We start from the raw sequence: 23,997 nt of genomic DNA on the forward strand, positions 1-23,997 counted from the left end.
ACGCGATGACCACGGAAGCGACCGAGATCGTGACCGACCACGACGGCGAGACCGTGACGGACCACGACCGTGGAATCCACGGGTACCACCACCAGAAGGCCGAGCACCTCAAGCGCCTGCGCCGCATCGAGGGCCAGATCCGGGGCCTGCAGCGGATGGTCGACGAGGACGTCTACTGCATCGACATACTCACGCAGGTCTCCGCTTCCACCAAGGCCCTCCAGTCCTTCGCGCTCCAGCTCCTCGAGGAGCACCTGCGCCACTGCGTCGCCGACGCGGCGGTCAAGGGCGGCGACGAGATCGACGCGAAGGTCGAGGAGGCGACGAAGGCGATCGCGCGGATGCTGCGCACGTGAGACGCCCGGGACGCGCACCGCGCGCCCTGCCCCTGTGAGATACGTGACCCGGAGCCGGGGCGCGCCGGACGACCGGCCGCGCCCCTCACGGGTTCAGGACTCCCCGGGATCCTCGCCCCGGAGCTCCCGGGGCCACCGCTCCTCGGCGACCCTCAGCACCTCGTCGATACGGTCCGCACTGAGCCGGTCCTCATCCGCGGCGGACGCCGCGATGATCAATTCACCGCACAGCTCGATCTCGGCGAGGGCGACGTGGTCATGAACCGCCGTGCCGCCCACCGGAGCCACGTTCATCACCTCTTCCAGCCGTAAGCCGTAGCCGTAACCGACTTCCTAGAGTAGGGAGCGGCCTACGCGCTGCGCATGGCACGGACGGACCATTTCCGGACGGCTAATTCTCGGCGATCTTCCCGGCGAAAATGTCCTTTGTGTCGGGAAGTTCGATATTCGCCGTGACCCCGAAGCCGTAGAGCAGAGTGGTGGACGCCACATCGACGACGTCCCTTTTCCCGCTCTGCCCCTGCCCCTTCCCGTTCTCCTTCACCGCAGTCGTCGCCTTCGTATTCACGAAGCTGAACCGGTGCCGCACTTTCCTGATCCGGCCCTCGTCGTCGAGGTACACGTCGAACGGCACCTGGTCCTCGGCGAACCCTTTCGCCGCGGCCGCCAGGGACGGCCGGCCGGCCGGGGAGGCGGCGCGGGCGGCGGCCGCCATGTCGGCGGTCCCGCGGTAGTGCCGCACGTCCGTCCCGGCGAGCTCGCTCTCCCCCACATACGCCACCTTGCGCGCGCCCCGCAGCAGTTCGGCGGCGGCCAGCGGATCGGTGGCCCCGCCCGTGACCAGGTTCCCGTCCGACATGGTGGCCGTGTCGACCCGCACCCACTTGTCGGCGGGCACCCCCGCGCCCCGGTTCTTCATGTACAGGGCGCCGGGCGCGAGGAGTTCGATGATGGGCCGGTGCTCCTCGGCGCCGGAAGGATCCTGCGGAAGCACCACCTTCAACTGCCCGACGCGCGCCCGGTAGTCGTAGACGCCCTCGCCCCTGATCGTGACGCGGGTCCCGCCGCTCGCCATCTCCAGGGACGTACGGGCTTTGGAACTGCCCTCCCTGACCAGGCGGTCGGCCGCGTCGTGGACGGCGGCGGCGGAGTCGGCCGGGCTCTCGTTGTCCGCCTCGGCGGCGGCCGAACAGCCGGTGGTGAGGCCCATCACTCCGACCGCCGCGGCCGCTGCGACCGCTCGTGCTGCGCGTCCGTGCTGCACCATCGCCTGTCTGCCCCCAAGCCCTGTCAATCCGAGCGTCCGCGGCCCCTCTGTCGACCGGATAACGACAGTTGCCTGCGCCCGTCACGCGTACCGTTGAGCTGTGGCACACGAGCAGTCCGAACTCCCCGCAACTCACCGAACGACCACGGCCGAGCAAGGCCGCTTCTGCCTGGCCCGCTGCACCTGCGGCTGGCGCGGCCCCTCCCGCAGAGCCCGCTCGAAGGCGAGAAGCGACGCCGAGGAGCACACGGCCCGCCCCTGACCCCGAACCCGACCGCCCGGCGTGGAACCCCGCGCTCCCCAAAGACGTCTCGTACCCCGGGAAACAACGGGAGGCGTCCATGGATCGGCGTACGTTCATCGCAGTCGGCGCGGCCACCGTCACGGCGGGCGCGGCCACGGCATGCAGCACCGGCACGGCGGGGGCCGGCGGCGGGCGGGCGACGCCCGGCGCGACAACCAGCGCCCCCCTCCGCACCACCGGCGCGAGCGCCTCCGCCGCGGCGAACCTCAAGGCACTCGCCAAGGACCTCGACGGCACGCTCGTCACCCCCGGCCAGGCCAAGTGGGCGGCCGCGCGCCAGCTCTACAACACCCGCTTCGACAGCCTGAAGCCGACCGCCGTCGCCTACGTCGCCCACCCCGACGACATCCGCACCACGCTCGCCTACGCGCGGGCGCACCACGTCCCCGTCTCGATCCGCAACGGCGGCCACTCGTATGCGGGCTGGTCGTCCGGCGACGGCCGCCTGATCCTCGACGTGTCCAAGCTCTCCGCGATCCGGGCCTCCGGGGGCGAGGCCGTGGTGGGCGCGGGCGCCAAGCTCATCGACGTGTACCGCGCGCTCGCCGCGAAGGGCGTCACCATCCCGGCCGGGTCCTGCCCCACCGTCGGCGTCTCCGGCCTCACCCTCGGCGGGGGCCACGGCGTCGTCTCCCGTGCCTACGGCCTGACCTGCGACAGCCTCACCCAGGCCACGCTGATCACGGCGGACGGCAAGCAGGTCGTCGCGGACAAGAGCGAGAACAAGGACCTGTTCTGGGCCCTGCGCGGCGCGGGCAACGGCAACTTCGGCGTGGTCACCGAGCTCCGCTTCCGCACGCACCCCGCCCCGCAGGCCGTCTCCGCGTACATGACCTGGCCCTGGTCCAAGGCCACCGCCGTCCTGAAGGCCTGGCAGGAGTGGGGTCCCTCGCAGCCCGACGAGATCTGGTCGTCCTGCCACATGGCGAACGCCGTCGGAGGCCGGCCGACCATCTCGGTCTCCGCGTTCTCGCTCGGCACGTACCGCGAGCTCCAGAACGCCGTCGACCGCCTCGCCGACCGCCCCGGCGGCCCCGGCCCCGCGTCGAACGTCTCCCTCAAGCGGCGCTCCTACGAGGAGTCGATGGAGGTGTACGCGGGCTGCTCGGCATTCGCCGAGGACGCCCAGTGCCACCTGCCGGGCACCACCCCGGGGCGCAGCACGCAGGGGGCGCTCGGGCGCGAGACATACGCGGCCCGCTCCGACTTCTTCGACCGCTCGATCTCCTCGGCCGGCATCCGCGCCATGTTCGCCAAGTTGGAGAACGTCACCTCGGGCGCCGGCAGCATCGCGCTGACCGCGCTCGGCGGGGCGATCAACCGCGTCGACCCGACCGCCACCGCGTTCGTGCACCGGCGCTCCCGGATGCTCGCGCAGTACATCGTCTCCTGGCGGGCCGGAACGTCCGGCTCCACGGCCCGCGGCTGGCTCGATTCCGCCCACGCGGCGATGCGGCCGTACGCGTCGGGGGCGGCGTACCAGAACTACACGGACCCGACACTGACGAACTGGCGCAAGGCGTACTACGGCGACGCGGCCACACGCCTGGCGACGGTCAAGAAGCAGTACGACCCGAACCACTTCTTCACGTTCCCGCAGGGGCTGTGAGGGGCGACCTGATCTGAGCGCGCCCCTGATCCGCGCCTCTGAGGGGCGCGGGGCTGTGCCATTCTGCGGCTCCGCCGCGTGGGCACGACAAGCCCCCACCGGACCCGCAGCCGAAAGACCCTTAAGGGGCGCGGGGAACTGCGCAAACGCACGCCCGTTCCAGCGGTAAGCCCACACATACGGCTCAGCCAACACGCCCTCAAGTGGCCCAAAGCGAAGCGCAGCGTTCCGCTGGGACCATGAACAAGCCCCGAATACCCCGAATACCCCGAATCCCCCGCACAGTCGCCGTCCTCGCGATCGCCGCCGCTGCGCTCGCCCTGGGCGTCACGACCGCCGCCGTCACCGACGACGACTCGGAACACCCCGGCTCGGGCACCCTCGCCATCGCGTCCGGCGCCGTGGCGCTCGCCGCCGCGGGCGGCGGCGCCGTCCTCCTGTGCCGACGTGAAGCAGAGAGGGCTAAGCGGCCAGATCCCGCTCTTCGGACTCCCGAGGCTCAGGAATCTCCACCGTCTCCCGAGCCGGCGCCCCGCCGCTAGGCGACCACACCAGCCACCGCAGCCGCGTCGTCCGCCCGACGGCGCGCGCCAGCGGCGTGAGCAGCGCGGACGCGAGCGGCGACAGGAGCAGTGCCACCGCCGTGCCGAGGGCGAATCCGCCGACGACGTCGGTCGGGTAGTGCACGCCCATGAAGACCCGGCAGAACCCTTCGAGCACCGCGAGCCCGAGACCGATGAGCCCGAACTTGCGGTGGGCGACGAAGAGGCCGGCGCCGATGGCCATGGCGAGCGTCGCGTGGTCACTGACGAAGGAGAAGTCCGACTTGCCGTCGACAAGGACGTCGAGGCCCTCGTGGTCGGTGAAGGGCCTGGGCCGCTCCACGAAACCGCGGATCGGCACGTTCACCAGGACGGCGATTCCGGCCGCGAGCGGGGCCCATACGACGGAGGCGACGGACGAGGCGGCGTCGTCGAGCGAGTCCCGCTTCCGCACACCCCACCAGCACCACAGGGTGAGCAGCACGAGCGCGAGCAGCAGACCGTACTCACCGACGAACGCCATGGCGCTGTCGACCCAGCCGGGGGCGTCCTTCGCCAGGCCGTTGATGTCGTAGAGCAGACCGACGTCGGGGTTGGCCCCGGAGGCCCCGAGTGCCGAGAGTCCAGCCAGTCCAGCCATCTCGCCGCGGCCCCTTCGTCTTGCTGCTCAGTGGGCGCACACTGTCGTGCGCCGCTCGTCCACCCCCGTGGTCATAGATCCGCGGTCTTCGTCGATCCGCGATCGGCTCAGGAAAAGGAACGCACGACGCCCTCTCCTTCGTTCCGCACTCCACCGAATGATCACGCAGACGTTATCGAAGAGAGACACGAAGCCGCAGCTCAGGGCAGGGCTTTAACGGAGAGTTCCAGCCACGTCACACTTCGGAGTTCCCGGCCGGCCTCTCGCTCGGCACCGCCTTCGCACCATCCTCGGTCACCCGCGTCGCCCCGAAATAATCGGGTGTGTCGACCGGGTCGAACCGGATCACGGCACCCGGCCGCGGCGCGTCGATCATGTAGCCGCCGCCCACATAGATCCCGACGTGACGGATCGCGCGGCTGTTGGTGAGGTCGTCGGAGAAGAAGACGAGGTCCCCCGGCAGCAGCTCGTCCCGCTTGGGATGCGGCCCCGCGTTGTACTGGTCGTTCGCGACCCGCGGCAGCTCGATCCCGACCTCCCGGTACGCGGCGAGCGTCAGCCCCGAGCAGTCGAACCGCCCGCCCTGGTCGGCGGTCCCGTTCCCGCCCCACAGATACGGGGTCCCGAGCTTCTTCTGCGCGTAGTAAATAGCCCCCGCCGCCTGCTGCGACGGCTGCACACGCCCGACCGGCCGCGCGAAGCTCTTCTCCAGGTTCGTGATCGTCTTCACGTAGTTCTGCGTCTCGCGGTACGGCGGTACGCCTCCGTACTTGATGACGGCGTACGCGCCCGCGTTGTAAGCGGCGAGCATGTTCTCGGTCTGATTGCCCGGCGCGCCCTTCACGTACTTGGCGAGCGAGCAGTCGTACGAGGCAGCGGACGGAATGGCGTCCTTCGGATCCCAGATGTCCCGGTCCCCGTCCCCGTCCCCGTCGACCCCGTGCGCGGCCCACGTCCCCGGGATGAACTGCGCTATGCCGAGCGCCTTCGCGGGACTCTTCGCGTTCGGGTTGAACCCGCTCTCCTGATACAGCTGAGCGGCGAGCAGCGCCGGATTGATCGCGGGGCAGAGGTTCCCCCACTCCTGCACGATCGACTGGTACGCGGACGGCACGGCGCCCTTGGCGAGCCCCACGGCCCCCTTGCCGACCCCGCTCGCGAGAGAGCCGGCGGCCATGTACGTACCGACGACGAGCAGCGTCACGAACCCGGTCCCCCCGGCGGCGAGCGCACCCCCGACGACCCACGCCTTACGCACCGTCAACCGCCCCTCGAAACAAGGTAGTACGCCGGGCCTCAGTGTAGGTGGGCGGGTTTCTCACTGGCCCTCATGACGAGGACGCACCCCGGATTGTCCGAATCACGCACGCCGGACCCACGTCACCGGGCCCCCCTCGCCCCGGCCATCGCCCGCACCAGCTCGGCGACGATGGCGGCCCGCCGCTCTCCGCTCAACTCCGCGTCGGCGACGAGCCGCTCGGCCGCGAGGTAACGCAAGAACTCCAACGGCTGGTCGAAGTGTCGAAGTACGCCCGCAGATGCCCGGCGGCTCTCTCCTGCGACCTGACGAAGGTACGGCTCACAGACCCGGGCCCCTGTCGGGTAACCGCCATCTGCCGCACGCCGGTTGGTCACTCAGGACGCCCCAGCTTGGCGATCAGGCCCCCCACCGTCCACGGCTTCCCGCACACTCGGCCCACAGCAGCTTCCCGCCCTGCGCGTCACCGAGCGCATACGCGCCCCACGCGTCCGCGCAGGCCCGCACCAGGTGCAGCCCCCGGCCGCCCTCCGCACTTTCGGGCGGCACGTCCCCGTTACGGACGGGCCCGAAGCCGGACGGAATCCGGGGGTTCGAGTCCCATACGGCAACCCGGAGCCGCCCGGGGTCAACGGCGGCGGGAGCGAGTCGCAGGGCGTAAGGGCCGGTGGTGTGGAGGTGGGCGTTGGTGAGGAGTTCGGAGGCGAGGAGTTCGGCGTCGTCGGTGAGGTCGGTGAGGCCGTGGGCATCGAGGATGAGCCGGAGGGTGGCACGGGCGATGCCGGGGGCGCGGGGGTCGTGGGGGAGATGAAGGGCGTAGGTCCAGGGGGGCGGGGATACGGTGGTCAAGGAAGTCTCCGGGTGCGGTGGGGAGTTGGACTTCATGGATCCCAGTGACCAGGCCGCTCCGTCGAGCGGGGTGCTTCTGGGTGAGGCGCCTGCCATCAAGGTAGTGAACTCATTAACCGAACCCCAAAGATTGGGTGCACTGCCACTCATGTGAGTGAAGGAGACCTGGAAATCCGTGCGGACCAACCCGACGGGCCGTCAACTCCGATTCGGCACCGAGCTGCGCAAACTCCGTGAGCGGGCAGGCCTGACCGCGACCGAGGCCGGTCAACTCATGGGCATCAAGCAGACGCAGGTCAGCAACATGGAGGCCGGTCGCGTCGGAGTGAGCGCCGAGCGCGTACGCACGCTTGCCTGCCACTACGACTGCTCGGACAAAGCGCTCGTACAAGCTCTCAGCGACATGACCACCGACCGGACCAGGGGCTGGTGGGAGGAGTACCGCGAGACACTGCCCGCCGCACTGCTCGACCTCGCCGAGGTCGAGCACCACGCGAAGCGCATGCAGACCGCCATCACCATTCACATCCCCGGCCTGTTGCAGACCCGGGACCACGCGCGCGAGATCTTCCTTCAGGACGTACCGGAGATCTCACCGCCCGACATCGAGCACCGGGTCTCCTTCCGCATCAAGCGGCAGGCCGTCGTCTTCCGCAGCGACCCGACTCCGTACCAGGCGATCATCCACGAGGCCGCCCTGCGCATGCTGCTGGGCGGCGCGGCGGTGACCAAACGCCAGCTGCAACACCTCATTGACATGAGCGAACGCGAGCACATCACGATCCAGGTGATCCCCTTCGCCGCAGGCTCCTTCGCTGGCTCAGGGCAGTCGATCTTCTACTCCCACGGCCCCGCGCCCCTGCTCGATACCGTGCACCTCGACCAGTCCCACGGCCCCGCCTTCCTCGACGCCGAGGCCCAGCTCGCCAAGTACCGCGTACTGATCGCACGGATGGAAGCCATCGCCCTGAATCCCGAGGAGTCGAGGGACTTCATCCACAACATCGCCCACCACCTGTGAAGGGAAGAGGCATGTCCAACCTCACCTGGCAGAAGTCGTCCTACTGCGCCCAGGGCGACTCCTGCGTGCACGTAGCCGCGACAGCCGCAGCAGTCCATCTCACCGAAAGCGCCGACCCCAGCAGAGCGATACTCACCGCCGCCCCCGCCGCCTTCTCGCATCTGCTCCGCGCACTCAAGCAAGAGCCGAATGGCGACTGAGATCGCCGTGAAGGGACACACCATGCCCGACGTCACCTGGCAGAAGTCGTCCTACTGCGCCCAGGGCAACTCCTGCGTACACATCGCCCCCGGCCCCACCGGATCCGTGCTGCTCACGGAGTCGGCCGACCCGGCCCACTCCGTACTCACCGTCACCCCCGCCGCCTTCGCCGCGCTGGTGCGGCGGGTGCGGGTTACCGATCAAAAGCAGATTGGGTGGCTGGGGTAACTGGGTGGTTGCTGACGGCCTCCGTACGCCGTCCTTTTGTCTGCGGCTCGGTGGGGGCTGACTTTCGTCGGCTGAACTTCGTACGGGGCTGAAGGGGGAGCCGAATTTTCCTTCAACGCCCAACGGGCTCCGGAGCACCAAGACCAAAGACAAAAAGCAGGCAGCAACAGCAAGAAGAGCACGCGGCAGGTCCAGGGGCGGTCTGCTCTCTCGCCGGCGGCTGCGGCCCGTCGGTTGGGGGGGCAAACGACCCCTCTGTGGCCGAGATCTGCCACTCGCACCCCCCACGGACATCACACCCCGCCGACCTTCGACATATACGCAGCTCAGAGAACCGCCCCCCTGACAGCGCCCTCATGACTGGCAGATTCCGGCCAGTTCCGCTCCCACCGACAAAGAAGTCAGCGGCCCCGGCAGCTGCTCCACCCGCACCCACACCCCCGCACACGAACCGGCCCGCACCCGGCAATCCACCCCGCCCCTCCCCTCCCTCCCCGTAGCCGCCGTCTTTTCGTCTTTGGTCCTTGGTCGTCCGGAGCCCATGGGTGGTCTGAGCGGATGAGGAACCCCCCTCCCCCGTACGAACATCGAGCGACGAAAGTCAGCCCCCACCTGGCCGCAGAGAAGAGGACGGCGTACGGAGGCCGCCAGCAACCACCCACGGACCCCAGCCACCCCATTCGCTTTTCATCGGTGACCTCAGGAAGGACGACCCTTGCCCCACGACGAAACCCAGCCCCCCACCCGGCTCGACTGGACCCGCGCCGCCCCCGAGGACGCGACCGGGGACGGCCCCTGGATCGAGATCGCGTTCGGCACCGGCGACCTCGTGTACCTGCGCGAGACGTCCGCCCCGGACACCGTCGTCACCACGACCCGCGCGAAGTGGGACGCCTTCGTACTGGGCGTACAGGCAGGCGAGTTCGACCACTTCGCCGAGGGCCTCTGACGCGTGTGGCGATGGTCAGTGAGTGGCCAACGAACCGTCACCGTTCAGGTCACGGCACAGACCTGACGTTCATTGCCCGGAGTGACGCAGCGTGATACACAGAGTGATCGTACGTTCCTTCGTATACGCAACCATGTGAAGACGCAGGAACTCAGCCAAGGAATGGCGCCAAGTCGGCAGGCATCCGCGGCGATCTGGGCAAGAATGGGCCTGACCTCTGCGCTGCGGCGGGGGCGACAGAACTACCCACATGGGGCGGTGAGTTACACATGCTGCTGGCAGCCGGCAAAGGCAACATCGACACCATCATCGGCGGGATCGCCCCCGACTGGGGCCCATTCCAGAATCTGGGCAAGGAAGCTCAGGTGATGGTCGAGGTCGTGATGGCGGTGGCGATCCTGCTGTGCCTGGGCATCGCCATCTGGGGCGCGGCCAAGCAACGGATCGGCGCGACGGCCCTGCGCGACACATTCAGCGCCGAGCAGGGCAAGGGCCTCATCATCGCGGGCCTGACCGGCGTATTCATCATCGGCTCACTCGGCACGCTCTTCACCATCGTGTACGGCATGGCGATCTAGCCGCTGTTCCGCCCGCTCCGGTCTCACCTGCACTGAGGTTGCAACTCCCTGATGTCGAGTCACCACACCGCGCCCGCGCGGAAAGCAGCGCGGCTACCGTCGTACGTGGCGGTTCAGCACGAGCCTGAGGGGGCGTACGCGGGATGAGTCCGGGCGACGGCAACGACGACGACGGCCTCTACGGCGGCACGGGCCAGACCCGTACGCGCCTGCCCGACGGGGGTCAGGGCGACCTGTACGGGGGCGCTGCGCGCAGACCTGCCCGGTCCTCCTCGCGCAGTCTCATCACGGTGGTCGGGGTAGTGGTCCTCCTCGTCGCGGCGATCGCCTTCGCGAACCGGGGCGATTCCTCTTCGGACGACGGCGACGCGAAGAAGCCTGATACGTCTCCGACAGCCCCTACGGGGACCAAGGCTGTCGCGTCCGGCTTCGCCCATGACGAGCAGGGGGCGCAGAGCGCTGCGGCGAATTATGCGGTGGCCCTGGTTTCCGCCGACATCCTGAAGCCGGAGCGCCGGTCCGAGATCGTCAGGCAGCTCTTTGTCTCCGACAAGGTCGCCGGGCTGGAAGCCAAGTTCGACAAGGCGTACTCCACGGACTTCCTCAGCCGACTCGGGCTGGACACGAACGGCAACGCGCCGACGGGCCAGACCTATGTGTCACGGACCGTCCCGGTCGGGACCAAGACCACGGCGTACTCGGACGGCACGGCGACCGCAGAGGTCTGGTGCACGGGTGCCTTCGGCACAGCGGGTGAGAGCGCGAAGAACCCTGTCACGAACGACTGGTTCACGATGACTCTGAAGCTGCGGTGGACGGACGGCGACTGGAAGGTCGAGAGCTTCTCCCAGAAGGACGGACCGTCCCCTGTGAACGGCGACAACAAGATTTCGTCGGCCGACGAGATCGCCAAGGCCGTTGAGCAGTACGGAGGGTTCACCTATGCCCGGTAGTCGCCATCTGCTGAAGCTCGCCGGCGCAGCGGCAGCCGTCCAGACCGCAGCCGTCCTGCTGGCGACCCGTGCCTACGCGGCGCCCGGCGATGACAAGTGTGACCTCATCGTCGGACCCGCAAAGCAGTACTGCGAACGCGGCAACGGTAAATCCGGAGGCGGTGGAACCCCCGCCACACCCCCAGGCACCACCAACCCCCTGGACCCCCTCTCCTCCCTCGCCAAGGGCTGTGCCGACGCCGCGGCCTGGACCGTGGACATGCTCAGCAAGTCCATCAAGCAGACCGCCAGCGTCGACTTCACCAACCCCAAGTTCCTTCAGCAGTACGCCATCGTGTTCGCGGCGTCGGCGATTCTCACGTTGCTGCTGTGGCTGCTCGCCGTGGCCAAGAGGGCCGTCCGGGGTGTCCCCCTCGGTACCGCCCTCTCCGAGGCCATCGGTTTCCTGTGGCTCACCGTCATCGCGTCCGCGTTCACGCCGCTGATCCTCTACACCGTCGTATCCGCGACGGACGGAGTCTCGGATGTGCTGGCGAAGGCGACGGGGGATCAGACGGACGCGTTCTTCGGGACGTTCTCCGGTGCGCTGAAGAAGGGCGACGACATAGGGGGCGGGCCGATCATGCTGATCGTCGTCTCCCTCGTGTCGATTCTCGCCGCCGGCGTGCTCTACCTGGAGCTGTATCTGCGGGCCGTGCTGCTGTACGTGGGCGCGCTGCTCGGGGTCGTCGTCTACGCGGGGCTCGTCGACAAGAACCTGTGGGGACACGTCCGCCGCTGGGCCGGCGTGATGATCGCCGTAATCCTGGTGAAGCCGGTGATTGTCATCGTGCTGGGGCTCGCGGGTGCGTTGTCGGGGTCGGAAGGGCCCGACTCCCTCGCCGCCGTCGTGTCCGGTCTCGCCATCGTGCTGCTCGCGATCTTCGCCAGCGGCATGATCTACCGCTTCGTACCCGGCTTCGGCGACGAGATCGCCAACGGCCGTAACAACCGCATCATGCGCGGCGCCGAGAACAAGGCCGCCGCGGTCATCAGTTCACCCGCCGCACTCGTCTCGCAAGGCATCAAGACGCACAGCGCACGCGCCGACGGTGGCGGCGGCAGCGGTGGCGGCCAGTCCCAGGCCCGCCCCGCGAACCCCGTGTCGGGAGGCGTGGCCGCACACAGCACACGCCCCTCCTCCGGGGGCAGTGGCGGTGGCGGCGGATCTGTCCCCTCCGCCGCACCCCCGCCCCGTACGAGTCCCACGAACACGCCGCACGCGCGCAATACGCGTAACGGCGGGAACACCGGCAACAGCAATCGGCAAGGAGGTGCAGGGCGTTGACGACCCAGTCCCATGTGTCCCCCTCGGTCACGCCCCGCCGTACGTATCTGATCGGCCGTGCCCGGCCGAACGCCATCGTCGGCAGGAACCGCGAGACCGGCGAGATCGCCCTCATCATCGGGGGCGCTTTCCTGGGCATGATGTGCGGGCTTCTCGTCCCCGCCCTGTCCCTGCGCATCATGCTGCTCCTGGGCTTCCCGCTGATCGCGCTCGCGGCCGTCTACATCCCGTACAAGCACCGCACCTTCTACAAGTGGTTCGAGATCAACCGCAGTTACAAGCGGCAGCTGAAGCGCGGCACGACGTACCGGTCGCGGGCCATGGACGCGGGGGTGCGGCTCGACGGGCGCGAGGTGGAGATCGGGCCGCCGCCCGGCATCGGCCGGCTGACCTGGCTGGCCGCGCCGTTCGGGCCGGACGAGATCGCCGTGCTGCTGCACGCCGACCGGCGGACCGTCACCGCCGCCATCGAGATCGAGGGCCCGGGTGTCGGGCTGCGGGACAGCGAGGACCAGGAGGCGCTGGTCGACCGGTTCGGGACGCTCCTGAAGCACGTCGCGAACGGAGACGGGTTCGTCACGCGGCTCCAGATGCTCGCCCGTACGCTCCCCGCCGACCCCGACGCGCACGCCAAGGACGTCGCCGTGCGCGGTGACGACCGCACGCCGGGCTGGCTGCAGCAGTCGTACAACCAGCTCCAGTCGATGGTGTCGACCAGCAGCGAGCAGCACCGCGCCTACCTCGTGGCCTGCATGCACTACACGCGCGAGCTGGCCGCCGAGGCGCACGCCATGGCGCGCGCGGCCCGTCCCCACAGCGGCCGCAAGGTCGACCGGGACGCCGGGCTCGCGGTCGTCATGGCGCGCGAGCTGACCGACATCTGCTCGCGCCTCCAGGAGGCCGACATCCGGGTACGGCAGCCGCTCGGGCAGGGGCGGCTCGCCTCGCTCGTGCACTCCATGTACGACCCGGACCATCCGATCGACCACATTCAGGCCATGACCAAGCGCAATGCCTGGCCGGCCGAGCTGGACGCGATGGAGCCGACGTATCTGCAGGCCAAGACGCGCGAGTCCTCGACGCGCGCGCCCTGGTGCCACGCCACCGCCTGGGTGAAGGAGTGGCCGATGACGCCGGTCGGCGTGAACTTCCTGGCGCCGCTCCTCGTCCACACCCCCGACGTCATCCGCACCGTGGCCGTCACGATGGACCTGGAACCCACCGAGGTCGCCATCGAGCGGATGCTCACCGAGAAGACGAACGACGAGGCGGATGCCAGCCGCGCCGCCAAGATGAACCGGACCATCGACCCGCGCGACGTCGCCGCCAACACCCGCCTCGACCAGCGCGGCGAGGACCTCGCGAGCGGCGCGGCCGGGGTCAACCTCGTCGGCTACATCACCGTCTCCTCCCGCTCCCCGGAGAGCCTCGCGCGCGACAAGCGCACGATCCGCGCCTCCGCCGGCAAGTCCTATCTGAAGCTGGAGTGGTGCGACCGCGAGCACCACCGGGCCTTCGTCAACACATTGCCGTTCGCGACCGGCATCCGACGGTAGAGGCAGGGCTCTGAGATGCGGGATCCGCTGTCCATGGCCACGGACGCCTTCACCTCCTTCCTGTTCGGGAAGGTGGAGACGACCCGGCTTCCGGTCCGTACGTCGACGGGGCAGGCCCAGGCGGTCTACCTGCCGACGGCCGCCCCCGGCCTCGGCGACTCGGGCGTCATCATCGGCCGCGAGGTCTACTCCGGCAAGGGCTACATCTACGACCCGTTCCAGCTGTACGGGCAGCAGCTGCCCGCCCCGCACTGGCTGGTCCTCGGCGAGTCCGGCAACGGCAAGTCCGCGCTGGAGAAGACATACGTCCTGCGGCAGCTGAGGTTCAAGGACCGCCAGGTCGTCGTCCTCGACGCGCAGGGTGAGGACGGGGTCGGCGAATGGAACCTCATCGCCCAGGAGCTGGGTATCACTCCCATCCGGCTCGACCCCACGGCCGCTCTGGACATGGGGATCCGGCTCAATCCGCTCGACCCGGCGATCACGACGACCGGGCAGCTCGCCCTGCTCCGGACGATCATCGAGGTCGCCATGGGGCACGGCCTCGACGAGCGCTCCGGCTTCGCCCTCAAGGTCGCGCACGCCTACGTCAACGAGACCATCGTCGACCGCCAGCCCGTCCTGACCGACATCGTCGAGCAGCTCCGCCACCCGGAACCCGAGTCGGCGGAAGCGATGAACGTGGCCATAGACGACGTACGGGCGTGGGGACTTGATGTCGCTCTCGTCATCGACCGGCTCGTGGACGGTGACCTGCGCGGCATGTTCGACGGTCCGACGACGGTCGGCATCGACCTCGACGCCCCGCTGATCGTCTTCGACCTCTCCCACATCGACCGCAACTCCATCGCCATGCCGATCCTCATGGCGATCGTGGGCGTGTGGCTGGAGCACACCTGGATCCGGCCGGACCGCAAGAAGCGCATCTTCCTGGTGGAGGAGGCGTGGCACATCATCAACTCGCCCTTCGTGGCGCAGCTGTTCCAGCGGCTCCTGAAGTTCGGGCGGCGGCTCGGCCTGTCGTTCGTGGCGGTCGTCCACCACCTCAGTGACGTGGTGGACGGGGCCGCGGCCAAGGAGGCGGCCGCGATCCTGAAAATGGCGTCGACCAGGACCATCTACGCCCAGAAGGCCGACGAGGCACGGGCCACCGGTCTCGTACTCGGCCTGCCACGCTGGGCCGTGGAGATCATCCCCTCGCTGACACCGGGCATCGCGGTCTGGGACGTGAACGGGAACGTCCAGGTCGTGAAGCACCTCATCACCGAGACGGAACGGCCGCTGGTCTTCACCGACCGCGCCATGACGGAGTCCTCCGCCGAGACGCTCGGCGACGACGACGCGATGCGCGCCGCCGACCTGGAGGCGGAGGAACGGGCGGCCGCGTTCGTGGAACAGCACATGGGCGACCGCTACAAGGACTCGTCGGAGTCGACGGTGGCCTGAGGTATGAGGCCTGGGGTCTGGGGTCTGAGGCCTGGGAAGTTACTGGTGGGGCTCGGCGAGAGCGAGAGCGGGATGCGGCGGCACGACGCCTACGAGCGGGACGACAGGTACGGGGAGCGGGGCCGGGGTGGCCCCGCGCCGCGGGAACGGGAACGCGGCGTTCCCGACGGTCTGCTCCTCGGCGTGCTCGCGTTCCTGCTCGGCATGACCGTCATGGTGTGGACGGCGACGGGCCTGTCGGGCCTGTTCTCCAAGGGCACCTGGCCGGATGGCGTGACGATCCGCCACACGCCGGTGGCGATGCGCTCCCTCATCGGCCGCCCGCACGACCTGCCGAGCGCGTGGCCGGAGACCCCGGACGGGCAGCTCTCCGGGTACGGGCTGTTCTGGGGTCTGTTCATCGGCCAGGTGCTCGTGCTGATCGTGCTCGCGGTGTTCATCGCGGGGACAGTGGCCCGGTTGCGGGCCGTACGGCGGAGGGGCCGGGCGGTGGCCGCCGCCACTCCGTCGGCCGAACCGGCGCCTGCGGTCACGCCTACTCCCCGGGCCACGGTCTCGGAGGTCGTCCCGGCAACTGGGGCGGAACCCCCTGACAGTCACGCGCACGCCCAGCACGACCAGCGCCGCGCGCACGACCAGCGCCACGAGCACGACCAGCACCACGAGCATCTCGAGCACCTCGCGAGTCCCGTCGCCCCGGCCGCCGCCGTCCCTACGGCCGTCCCCGCCCCCCTGGCCGTCCCCGCCCCCCGAGGCCCCGTCGTCCTCGGCCCCGCCGAGACCCGCGCCCCGCGGGCCATTCAGGCCATCCGGGACGCCGAGGGTCCCGTCCTCGTCGTCACGTCGTCGGCGAGTGTCTGGGCCGAGACCAAGGACGCCCGGTCGAAGCTCGGCCCCGTCCTCGTCTACGACCCCACCCACCTGTGCGACACCCCGGCCCGCCTCCACTGGAACCCGGCGCAGGGCTGCGAGGACAAGCCCACGGCCGCGTCCCGGGCGGCAGCGCTCCTGGCCCCGATCCGGCCCACCGCCAAACTCGACATGGCCACCGCCGATACGGCCGAGACGCTGCTGCGGAGCTTTCTGCACGCCGCCGCCGTGGACGCGAAGCCCTTCCGGCACGTGCACCGCTGGGCGCAGGGCAGTCAGGTCCAGGAGGCCGTACGCATTCTGCGTACCAGCCCGAAGGCCGCGGCCGGCGCCGCGGGCGAGCTGGAGGCCGCGCTCACCTCGCATACCGAACGCAGGGACATGGCACAGGAGTTGACGGCACGCGCTCTGTCCTCACTGTTCTCCGTCCACATCCGCGAGGCCTGCACCCCAAACCGAACTGATGCGCTCACCCTGGATTCCTTCGTGAATGAAGGGGGCACGCTTTATGTGGTGGGTGAAGCCATCGAGGATCCCAAGGCGGACCCGGGCGCGATGCCCCTCCTCACGGCCCTCGCCTCAAGCGTGGTCGAGCGCGGCCGGCGCATGGCCGAACGGTCATCCGCCGGTCGGCTCGACCCACCAATGGCGCTCGTCCTCGACGATGTCGCCGCGGTGGCTCCGCTTCCCCAGCTGCCGGAGCTGCTGTCCACCGGAGCGGACCGGGGTCTGCCGACCCTGGCCCTCCTCCGCTCCCGGGAGCAGGGCCGGGCCCGCTGGCCGCACGCCGAACTCCCGGCTCCCTAAGCCTTCTTACCGACTCTCCAGCACCATCTCGTACTCGTACTTCGGCGGGTCCGACTTCGGCGGGTCCGACGGCATCGCCACGCTCGCCCCGGTGGGGACGAAGCCGAACCGCCGGTAGAACGCCTGCGCCCGCGCGTTGTCCTCGTGCACGTACAGCCGCACGCGCTCCAGGCCCTCCAGCGAGCGCGCCCACTCCACGGCCGCCAGGAACAGCGCCTCGGCCACGCCGCTCGCCCGGTGCTCGGGCCGCACGTACACGCCGACGAGATGTGCCTGCCGCACGTCGCTCGTCTCGCCGAACGCGAGCGGCGCACCGGCCTCCTCCACAAGCACGGTCACAGATCCCCACCACCGGCCGTCCGCTCCCTCGGCGACGAACTGCCGTGCGGAGCCGTCGAGTTCGAACCGTCCGGCCCGGTCCCGCCAGAACTCCTCGGGCCGCGCGAGCGCGGTCTCGTACGTCTCCAGGAAGGCGATCGACGCCGCCGGATCGCGCAGGGACGCGAGCCGTATCTCCCGCACCGCCTCCCACTCCTGTGACCGGACAGGACGTACGACGTACTTCTCGGCAGGCTCCATGGGGCGGACCCTACGGGACAGTCGTACCGGGGTACTACGCGTTTTCCGCAGCTCCGGACCGCGGTCGGACGCCCCGTCGTGAATCCGCGGCTTGCTTTATGGTCGGGAACGCAAAAAAGCCTCATTCCCCGAGTTTTCACTCGGGGAATGAGGCTTTTTATCAAAATTAGTTCGGCGGCTTCCTACTCTCCCACAGGGTCCCCCCTGCAGTACCATCGGCGCTGTGAGGCTTAGCTTCCGGGTTCGGAATGTAACCGGGCGTTTCCCTCACGCTATGACCACCGAAACACTATGAAACTGTCAACCGCACCGTACGTGACCATGTACGGGGTTGTTCGTGGTTTCAGAACCAACACAGTGGACGCGAGCAACTGAGGACAAGCCCTCGGCCTATTAGTACCAGTCACCTCCACCCGTTACCGGGCTTCCAGATCTGGCCTATCAACCCAGTCGTCTACTGGGAGCCTTAACCCCTCAAAGGGGGTGGGAGTCCTCATCTCGAAGCAGGCTTCCCGCTTAGATGCTTTCAGCGGTTATCCTTTCCGAACGTAGCCAACCAGCCATGCCCTTGGCAGGACAACTGGCACACCAGAGGTTCGTCCGTCCCGGTCCTCTCGTACTAGGGACAGCCCTTCTCAAGACTCCTACGCGCACAGCGGATAGGGACCGAACTGTCTCACGACGTTCTAAACCCAGCTCGCGTACCGCTTTAATGGGCGAACAGCCCAACCCTTGGGACCGACTCCAGCCCCAGGATGCGACGAGCCGACATCGAGGTGCCAAACCATCCCGTCGATATGGACTCTTGGGGAAGATCAGCCTGTTATCCCCGGGGTACCTTTTATCCGTTGAGCGACGGCGCTTCCACAAGCCACCGCCGGATCACTAGTCCCGACTTTCGTCCCTGCTCGACCCGTCGGTCTCACAGTCAAGCTCCCTTGTGCACTTACACTCAACACCTGATTACCAACCAGGCTGAGGGAACCTTTGGGCGCCTCCGTTACTCTTTAGGAGGCAACCGCCCCAGTTAAACTACCCATCAGACACTGTCCCTGATCCGGATCACGGACCCAGGTTAGACATCCAGCACGACCAGAGTGGTATTTCAACGACGACTCCCCCTGAACTGGCGTCCAGAGTTCACAGTCTCCCACCTATCCTACACAAGCCGAACCGAACACCAATATCAAACTGTAGTAAAGGTCCCGGGGTCTTTCCGTCCTGCTGCGCGAAACGAGCATCTTTACTCGTAGTGCAATTTCACCGGGCCTATGGTTGAGACAGTCGAGAAGTCGTTACGCCATTCGTGCAGGTCGGAACTTACCCGACAAGGAATTTCGCTACCTTAGGATGGTTATAGTTACCACCGCCGTTTACTGGCGCTTAAGTTCTCAGCTTCGCACACCCGAAAGTGCACTAACCGGTCCCCTTAACGTTCCAGCACCGGGCAGGCGTCAGTCCGTATACATCGCCTTACGGCTTCGCACGGACCTGTGTTTTTAGTAAACAGTCGCTTCTCGCTGGTCTCTGCGGCCACCCCCAGCTCATGAAGTAAATCCAATCACCGGTGATGGCCCCCCTTCTCCCGAAGTTACGGGGGCATTTTGCCGAGTTCCTTAACCATAGTTCACCCGAACGCCTCGGTATTCTCTACCTGACCACCTGAGTCGGTTTAGGGTACGGGCCGCCATGAAACTCGCTAGAGGCTTTTCTCGACAGCATAGGATCATCCACTTCACCACAATCGGCTCGGCATCAGGTCTCAGCCTTAATGTGTGACGGATTTACCTGCCACACGGCCTACACCCTTACCCCGGGACAACCACCGCCCGGGCTGGACTACCTTCCTGCGTCACCCCATCACTCACCTACTACAAGTCTGGTCCGTCGGCTCCACCACTTTCCTTTCCCCGAAGGGTCCGGAACGGCTTCACGGACTTAGCATCGCCTGATTCAATGTTTGACGCTTCACAGCGGGTACCGGAATATCAACCGGTTATCCATCGACTACGCCTGTCGGCCTCGCCTTAGGTCCCGACTTACCCTGGGCAGATCAGCTTGACCCAGGAACCCTTAGTCAATCGGCGCACACGTTTCTCACGTGTGTATCGCTACTCATGCCTGCATTCTCACTCGTGAACCGTCCACAACTCGCTTCCGCGGCTGCTTCACCCGGCACACGACGCTCCCCTACCCATCCCAGCAGGCGTTGGCCCTCACGCTGGAATGACACGACTTCGGCGGTACGCTTGAGCCCCGCTACATTGTCGGCGCGGAATCACTAGACCAGTGAGCTATTACGCACTCTTTCAAGGGTGGCTGCTTCTAAGCCAACCTCCTGGTTGTCTGTGCGACTCCACATCCTTTCCCACTTAGCGTACGCTTAGGGGCCTTAGTCGATGCTCTGGGCTGTTTCCCTCTCGACCATGGAGCTTATCCCCCACAGTCTCACTGCCGCGCTCTCACTTACCGGCATTCGGAGTTTGGCTAAGGTCAGTAACCCGGTAGGGCCCATCGCCTATCCAGTGCTCTACCTCCGGCAAGAAACACACGACGCTGCACCTAAATGCATTTCGGGGAGAACCAGCTATCACGGAGTTTGATTGGCCTTTCACCCCTAACCACAGGTCATCCCCCAGGTTTTCAACCCTGGTGGGTTCGGTCCTCCACGAAGTCTTACCTCCGCTTCAACCTGCCCATGGCTAGATCACTCCGCTTCGGGTCTTGAGCGCGCTACTAAACCGCCCTATTCGGACTCGCTTTCGCTACGGCTTCCCCACACGGGTTAACCTCGCAACGCACCGCAAACTCGCAGGCTCATTCTTCAAAAGGCACGCAGTCACGACTGCATGTGCAAGCACATACAGCGACGCTCCCACGGCTTGTAGGCACACGGTTTCAGGTACTATTTCACTCCGCTCCCGCGGTACTTTTCACCATTCCCTCACGGTACTATCCGCTATCGGTCACCAGGGAATATTTAGGCTTAGCGGGTGGTCCCGCCAGATTCACACGGGATTTCTCGGGCCCCGTGCTACTTGGGTGTCTCTCAAACGAGCCGCTGATGTTTCGACTACGGGGGTCTTACCCTCTACGCCGGACCTTTCGCATGTCCTTCGCCTACATCAACGGTTTCTGACTCGTCCTGTCGCCGGCAGACGACAGAAGAGAGATCCCACAACCCCACATGCGCAACCCCTGCCGGGTATCACACGCAAATGGTTTGGCCTCATCCAGTTTCGCTCGCCACTACTCCCGGAATCACGGTTGTTTTCTCTTCCTGCGGGTACTGAGATGTTTCACTTCCCCGCGTTCCCTCCACACTGCCTATGTGTTCAGCAGCGGGTGACAGCCCATGACGACTGCCGGGTTTCCCCATTCGGAAACCCCCGGATCAAAGCCTGGTTGACGACTCCCCGGGGACTATCGTGGCCTCCCACGTCCTTCATCGGTTCCTGGTGCCAAGGCATCCACCGTGCGCCCTTAAAAACTTGGCCACAGATGCTCGCGTCCACTGTGCAGTTCTCAAACAACGACCAACCACCCGTCACAACCCACCGAAGCAGATCTTTACCGGGGCCGGCACTGAAGGCGACCGTCTCGGCCGTACCTTCAGACACCCAACAGCGTGCCCGACACCCTTCCCGCTCCCCTCAACGTTCCACGCCCCGAAGGGGCAGTACTTGCAGGAGAAGACGATCAAGTGTGCCGAATAGTCAACGTTCCACCCTTGAGCAACCACCGCCGGACGTTTGCCGACGAAATGGCTCTTGGACCACCAGGTGAAACCCGGCAGCCAAAGTGCTCCTTAGAAAGGAGGTGATCCAGCCGCACCTTCCGGTACGGCTACCTTGTTACGACTTCGTCCCAATCGCCAGTCCCACCTTCGACAGCTCCCTCCCCACAAGGGGGTTGGGCCACCGGCTTCGGGTGTTACCGACTTTCGTGACGTGACGGGCGGTGTGTACAAGGCCCGGGAACGTATTCACCGCAGCAATGCTGATCTGCGATTACTAGCAACTCCGACTTCATGGGGTCGAGTTGCAGACCCCAATCCGAACTGAGACAGGCTTTTTGAGATTCGCTCCGCCTCGCGGCATCGCAGCTCATTGTACCTGCCATTGTAGCACGTGTGCAGCCCAAGACATAAGGGGCATGATGACTTGACGTCGTCCCCACCTTCCTCCGAGTTGACCCCGGCAGTCTCCTGTGAGTCCCCATCACCCCGAAGGGCATGCTGGCAACACAGAACAAGGGTTGCGCTCGTTGCGGGACTTAACCCAACATCTCACGACACGAGCTGACGACAGCCATGCACCACCTGTATACCGACCACAAGGGGGGCACCATCTCTGATGCTTTCCGGTATATGTCAAGCCTTGGTAAGGTTCTTCGCGTTGCGTCGAATTAAGCCACATGCTCCGCTGCTTGTGCGGGCCCCCGTCAATTCCTTTGAGTTTTAGCCTTGCGGCCGTACTCCCCAGGCGGGGAACTTAATGCGTTAGCTGCGGCACCGACGACGTGGAATGTCGCCAACACCTAGTTCCCACCGTTTACGGCGTGGACTACCAGGGTATCTAATCCTGTTCGCTCCCCACGCTTTCGCTCCTCAGCGTCAGTAATGGCCCAGAGATCCGCCTTCGCCACCGGTGTTCCTCCTGATATCTGCGCATTTCACCGCTACACCAGGAATTCCGATCTCCCCTACCACACTCTAGCCTGCCCGTATCGACTGCAGACCCGGGGTTAAGCCCCGGGCTTTCACAACCGACGTGACAAGCCGCCTACGAGCTCTTTACGCCCAATAATTCCGGACAACGCTTGCGCCCTACGTATTACCGCGGCTGCTGGCACGTAGTTAGCCGGCGCTTCTTCTGCAGGTACCGTCACTTTCGCTTCTTCCCTGCTGAAAGAGGTTTACAACCCGAAGGCCGTCATCCCTCACGCGGCGTCGCTGCATCAGGCTTTCGCCCATTGTGCAATATTCCCCACTGCTGCCTCCCGTAGGAGTCTGGGCCGTGTCTCAGTCCCAGTGTGGCCGGTCGCCCTCTCAGGCCGGCTACCCGTCGTCGCCTTGGTGAGCTTCTACCTCACCAACAAGCTGATAGGCCGCGGGCTCATCCTGCACCGCCGGAGCTTTCAACCCCCTCCCATGCGAGAGGGGGTGTCATCCGGTATTAGACCCCGTTTCCAGGGCTTGTCCCAGAGTGCAGGGCAGATTGCCCACGTGTTACTCACCCGTTCGCCACTAATCCACCCCGAAGGGCTTCATCGTTCGACTTGCATGTGTTAAGCACGCCGCCAGCGTTCGTCCTGAGCCAGGATCAAACTCTCCGTGAATGTTTTCCCGTAATCGGGACCACACCACGAGAGCGGAACCGCCGGGAGGAATAATCCCCACGATTCACTGCGTCCTCGCTAGTGTTGCCCCACCCCGGTGTCGGAGTGAGGACTTTTTCAAAGGAACCTCCAACCCACCAAAGATGGGCCGGGGTTGTCAATCTGGCGTTGACTTTTGGCACGCTGTTGAGTTCTCAAGGAACGGACGCTTCCTTTGTACTCACCCGAGAGACTCTCTCAGGCTTTCCTCCGGGCAGTTTCCCTTCGGTCTTGCGTTTCCGACTCTATCAGACTCTTTCGTGTCCGATTTCCTCGGTGCCTTTCAGGTTTCCGCTCCGGCCTTTCGGCTTCCGCGTTTCCCTTTCCGGCGGTTCCGACTCTATCAGATCCTTTCGGGCCTGATTCCCAGTCAGAAGGGCTTGTCTTCCCGGCTGTTGGGCCGTTCCGACGTCCCAGACTTTAGCGGATTCCCCCGGCGGCTCCTAATCGGGCCGCCGCACCGAAATCGAATTGAATTCGGGCACGCCGAATTCGATCCCGGAGGGACATCGTGCTGGTGGTGGGGTTGCCGCTTCAGCGGCGGAGTTGCTGTCGCAGAACCGTTACGGCTCCGTGGCAACTCGAAGAACCCTACGTATCGAGGAGGGGCATGTCAACACCCTCCTGGCAACTTCTTTTCAGTCGAGGTCCGTGAGGCGGCCGCCGGCATCCGGCTGGGCGTCCTCGACGCGGCGCAGCAGGCGGGTCAGGACCTCACCCAGGGCGCCCCGCTCGTCCGAGGAGAGGTCCTGGAGCAGGTCCTCCTCGAAGACGGTGGCGAGACGCATCGCCTCGAGCCACTTGGTGCGGCCCTCCGTCGTGAGCTCGACGATGACGCGTACCCGGTTGGACTCGTCGCGGTCGCGGGTGACCAGGCCCTCGCCGACCATGCGGTCGATGCGGTGGGTCATGGCGGCGGGGGTGAGGCCGAGGCGCTTCGCCAGGTCGCCGGGGCCCATGCGGTACGGGGCGCCGGAGAGGACGAGGGCCTTGAGGACCTCCCAGTCGGCGCTCGTGATGCCGAGGTTCGCGGTCTGGCGGCCGTAGGCGACGTTCATGCGCCTGTTGAGGCGGCCGAGGGCGGAGACGATGTGCTCGACCTGGGGGTCGAGGTCCTGGAACTCGCGCTGGTACGCGGCGATCTGCTCGTCGAGGGTCGGCTCACTGTCGCCGGGGTTGTCGCCCATGGCCCGCAGTATGGCACGGGCGGCTTGGCGTTGAAGTCCTTCGGTGTGTATTGTTTAGATTCTAACTTTACCTTCGAAGTCTTCACTTCTA

21 protein-coding genes and 3 rRNA genes are annotated in these 23,997 nt (G+C 66.5%); 13 read left to right on the forward strand and 11 right to left on the reverse strand.

Translation table 11 applies throughout. The features are described 5' to 3' along the window. Nucleotides 1–5: 5 nt before the first annotated feature. Nucleotides 6–356 carry a metal-sensitive transcriptional regulator gene (locus ACY0PA_RS20725; RefSeq protein ID WP_362898339.1) on the forward strand — a complete coding sequence of 117 codons (351 nt, stop codon included), beginning with the start codon at nucleotides 6–8 and terminating at the stop codon, nucleotides 354–356. 93 nt (nucleotides 357–449) lie between these two features. On the opposite strand, the gene ACY0PA_RS20730 is transcribed toward ACY0PA_RS20725, so the two are convergent. Both ACY0PA_RS20730 and ACY0PA_RS20735 read right to left on the reverse strand, forming a co-directional pair. Continuing rightward, nucleotides 450–650, reverse strand: coding sequence for a hypothetical protein (locus tag ACY0PA_RS20730; RefSeq protein WP_473086013.1), 201 nt, complete (start codon nucleotides 648–650; stop codon nucleotides 450–452). Between the two features lie 97 nt (nucleotides 651–747). Continuing rightward, nucleotides 748–1,623 carry an SCO4651 family lipoprotein gene (locus ACY0PA_RS20735; RefSeq protein WP_473086014.1) on the reverse strand — a complete coding sequence of 292 codons (876 nt, stop codon included), beginning with the start codon at nucleotides 1,621–1,623 and terminating at the stop codon, nucleotides 748–750. A 100-nt stretch (nucleotides 1,624–1,723) separates the two neighbouring features. On the opposite strand from ACY0PA_RS20735, the gene ACY0PA_RS20740 reads away from it, so the two are divergent. Together ACY0PA_RS20740 and ACY0PA_RS20745 are read left to right on the forward strand one after the other, a co-directional pair. Next, nucleotides 1,724–1,885, forward strand: a complete 162-nt coding sequence (locus tag ACY0PA_RS20740; RefSeq protein ID WP_473086015.1) for a hypothetical protein — start codon at nucleotides 1,724–1,726, stop codon at nucleotides 1,883–1,885. Nucleotides 1,886–1,964: 79 nt separating this feature from the next. Continuing rightward, nucleotides 1,965–3,536, forward strand: a complete 1,572-nt coding sequence (locus ACY0PA_RS20745) for an FAD-binding oxidoreductase (protein ID WP_473086016.1) — start codon at nucleotides 1,965–1,967, stop codon at nucleotides 3,534–3,536. A gap of 462 nt (nucleotides 3,537–3,998) precedes the next feature. Here the strand turns inward: ACY0PA_RS20745 and ACY0PA_RS20750 are convergent, their stop codons facing one another. The 4 genes from ACY0PA_RS20750 to ACY0PA_RS20765 all read right to left on the reverse strand — a co-directional run bounded on the left by ACY0PA_RS20750 (nucleotide 3,999) and on the right by ACY0PA_RS20765 (nucleotide 6,825). Beyond that, entirely contained in the window at nucleotides 3,999–4,718 is a 720-nt protein-coding gene (locus ACY0PA_RS20750; protein ID WP_473086017.1) for a phosphatase PAP2 family protein, read from the reverse strand. 235 nt (nucleotides 4,719–4,953) lie between these two features. Continuing rightward, nucleotides 4,954–5,976: a C40 family peptidase gene (locus tag ACY0PA_RS20755; RefSeq protein WP_473086018.1), complete on the reverse strand. Its 1,023-nt coding sequence runs from the start codon at nucleotides 5,974–5,976 to the stop codon at nucleotides 4,954–4,956. A gap of 122 nt (nucleotides 5,977–6,098) precedes the next feature. Further along, on the reverse strand, nucleotides 6,099–6,224 hold the full coding sequence (locus ACY0PA_RS20760; RefSeq protein ID WP_473086019.1) for a hypothetical protein: 126 nt from the start codon (nucleotides 6,222–6,224) through the stop codon (nucleotides 6,099–6,101). 151 nt (nucleotides 6,225–6,375) lie between these two features. Then, the gene (locus ACY0PA_RS20765) at nucleotides 6,376–6,825 is read right to left on the reverse strand and encodes an ATP-binding protein (RefSeq protein WP_473086020.1); all 450 of its coding nucleotides are present in this window, start codon (nucleotides 6,823–6,825) and stop codon (nucleotides 6,376–6,378) included. Between the two features lie 175 nt (nucleotides 6,826–7,000). On the opposite strand from ACY0PA_RS20765, the gene ACY0PA_RS20770 reads away from it, so the two are divergent. The 10 genes from ACY0PA_RS20770 (at nucleotide 7,001) to ACY0PA_RS20815 (ending at nucleotide 16,761) form a co-directional block, all read left to right on the forward strand. Beyond that, entirely contained in the window at nucleotides 7,001–7,846 is an 846-nt protein-coding gene (locus ACY0PA_RS20770) for a helix-turn-helix domain-containing protein (protein WP_473086021.1), read from the forward strand. An 11-nt stretch (nucleotides 7,847–7,857) separates the two neighbouring features. Continuing rightward, a complete protein-coding gene (locus tag ACY0PA_RS20775; protein WP_473086022.1) occupies nucleotides 7,858–8,046 on the forward strand; it encodes a DUF397 domain-containing protein in 189 nt (62 codons plus the stop codon). Then, entirely contained in the window at nucleotides 8,036–8,275 is a 240-nt protein-coding gene (locus ACY0PA_RS20780; RefSeq protein WP_473086023.1) for a DUF397 domain-containing protein, read from the forward strand. Before ACY0PA_RS20775 ends, ACY0PA_RS20780 begins: the two co-directional genes overlap by 11 nt. A 715-nt stretch (nucleotides 8,276–8,990) precedes the next feature. Next, nucleotides 8,991–9,224, forward strand: a complete 234-nt coding sequence (locus tag ACY0PA_RS20785) for a DUF397 domain-containing protein (protein ID WP_473086024.1) — start codon at nucleotides 8,991–8,993, stop codon at nucleotides 9,222–9,224. Between the two features lie 269 nt (nucleotides 9,225–9,493). After that, the gene (locus ACY0PA_RS20790) at nucleotides 9,494–9,802 is read left to right on the forward strand and encodes a hypothetical protein (protein ID WP_116512240.1); all 309 of its coding nucleotides are present in this window, start codon (nucleotides 9,494–9,496) and stop codon (nucleotides 9,800–9,802) included. A gap of 143 nt (nucleotides 9,803–9,945) precedes the next feature. Next, nucleotides 9,946–10,755, forward strand: coding sequence for a DUF8175 domain-containg protein (locus tag ACY0PA_RS20795; RefSeq protein ID WP_473086025.1), 810 nt, complete (start codon nucleotides 9,946–9,948; stop codon nucleotides 10,753–10,755). After that, nucleotides 10,745–12,082, forward strand: coding sequence for a hypothetical protein (locus ACY0PA_RS20800; RefSeq protein WP_473086026.1), 1,338 nt, complete (start codon nucleotides 10,745–10,747; stop codon nucleotides 12,080–12,082). The genes ACY0PA_RS20795 and ACY0PA_RS20800 overlap by 11 nt, the downstream gene beginning before the upstream one ends. Next, on the forward strand, nucleotides 12,079–13,638 hold the full coding sequence (locus ACY0PA_RS20805) for an SCO6880 family protein (RefSeq protein ID WP_473086027.1): 1,560 nt from the start codon (nucleotides 12,079–12,081) through the stop codon (nucleotides 13,636–13,638). Before ACY0PA_RS20800 ends, ACY0PA_RS20805 begins: the two co-directional genes overlap by 4 nt. Nucleotides 13,639–13,653: 15 nt before the next feature. Continuing rightward, nucleotides 13,654–15,084, forward strand: a complete 1,431-nt coding sequence (locus ACY0PA_RS20810; protein WP_100595584.1) for an ATP-binding protein — start codon at nucleotides 13,654–13,656, stop codon at nucleotides 15,082–15,084. 72 nt (nucleotides 15,085–15,156) lie between these two features. Beyond that, the gene (locus ACY0PA_RS20815; RefSeq protein ID WP_473086383.1) at nucleotides 15,157–16,761 is read left to right on the forward strand and encodes a type IV secretory system conjugative DNA transfer family protein; all 1,605 of its coding nucleotides are present in this window, start codon (nucleotides 15,157–15,159) and stop codon (nucleotides 16,759–16,761) included. Between the two features lie 6 nt (nucleotides 16,762–16,767). Here the strand turns inward: ACY0PA_RS20815 and ACY0PA_RS20820 are convergent, their stop codons facing one another. The 5 genes from ACY0PA_RS20820 to ACY0PA_RS20840 form a co-directional block, all read right to left on the reverse strand. Next, nucleotides 16,768–17,340: a GNAT family N-acetyltransferase gene (locus ACY0PA_RS20820; RefSeq protein WP_473086028.1), complete on the reverse strand. Its 573-nt coding sequence runs from the start codon at nucleotides 17,338–17,340 to the stop codon at nucleotides 16,768–16,770. 169 nt (nucleotides 17,341–17,509) lie between these two features. Next, a 5S ribosomal RNA gene (gene rrf, locus ACY0PA_RS20825) occupies nucleotides 17,510–17,626 on the reverse strand. Between the two features lie 87 nt (nucleotides 17,627–17,713). Next, nucleotides 17,714–20,837: ribosomal RNA gene (locus ACY0PA_RS20830) — 23S ribosomal RNA — on the reverse strand. A 315-nt stretch (nucleotides 20,838–21,152) separates the two neighbouring features. Further along, nucleotides 21,153–22,680 (reverse strand): 16S ribosomal RNA (locus ACY0PA_RS20835). Together the 16S, 23S and 5S rRNA genes form the textbook arrangement of a ribosomal RNA operon. A 677-nt stretch (nucleotides 22,681–23,357) precedes the next feature. Beyond that, nucleotides 23,358–23,906 (reverse strand): MarR family winged helix-turn-helix transcriptional regulator, encoded by a 549-nt coding sequence (locus ACY0PA_RS20840; RefSeq protein ID WP_473086029.1) that lies wholly within the window; start codon nucleotides 23,904–23,906, stop codon nucleotides 23,358–23,360. Nucleotides 23,907–23,997: the final 91 nt, after the last annotated feature.

Source organism: Streptomyces sp. DS1-CR2 (genome assembly GCF_055760475.1).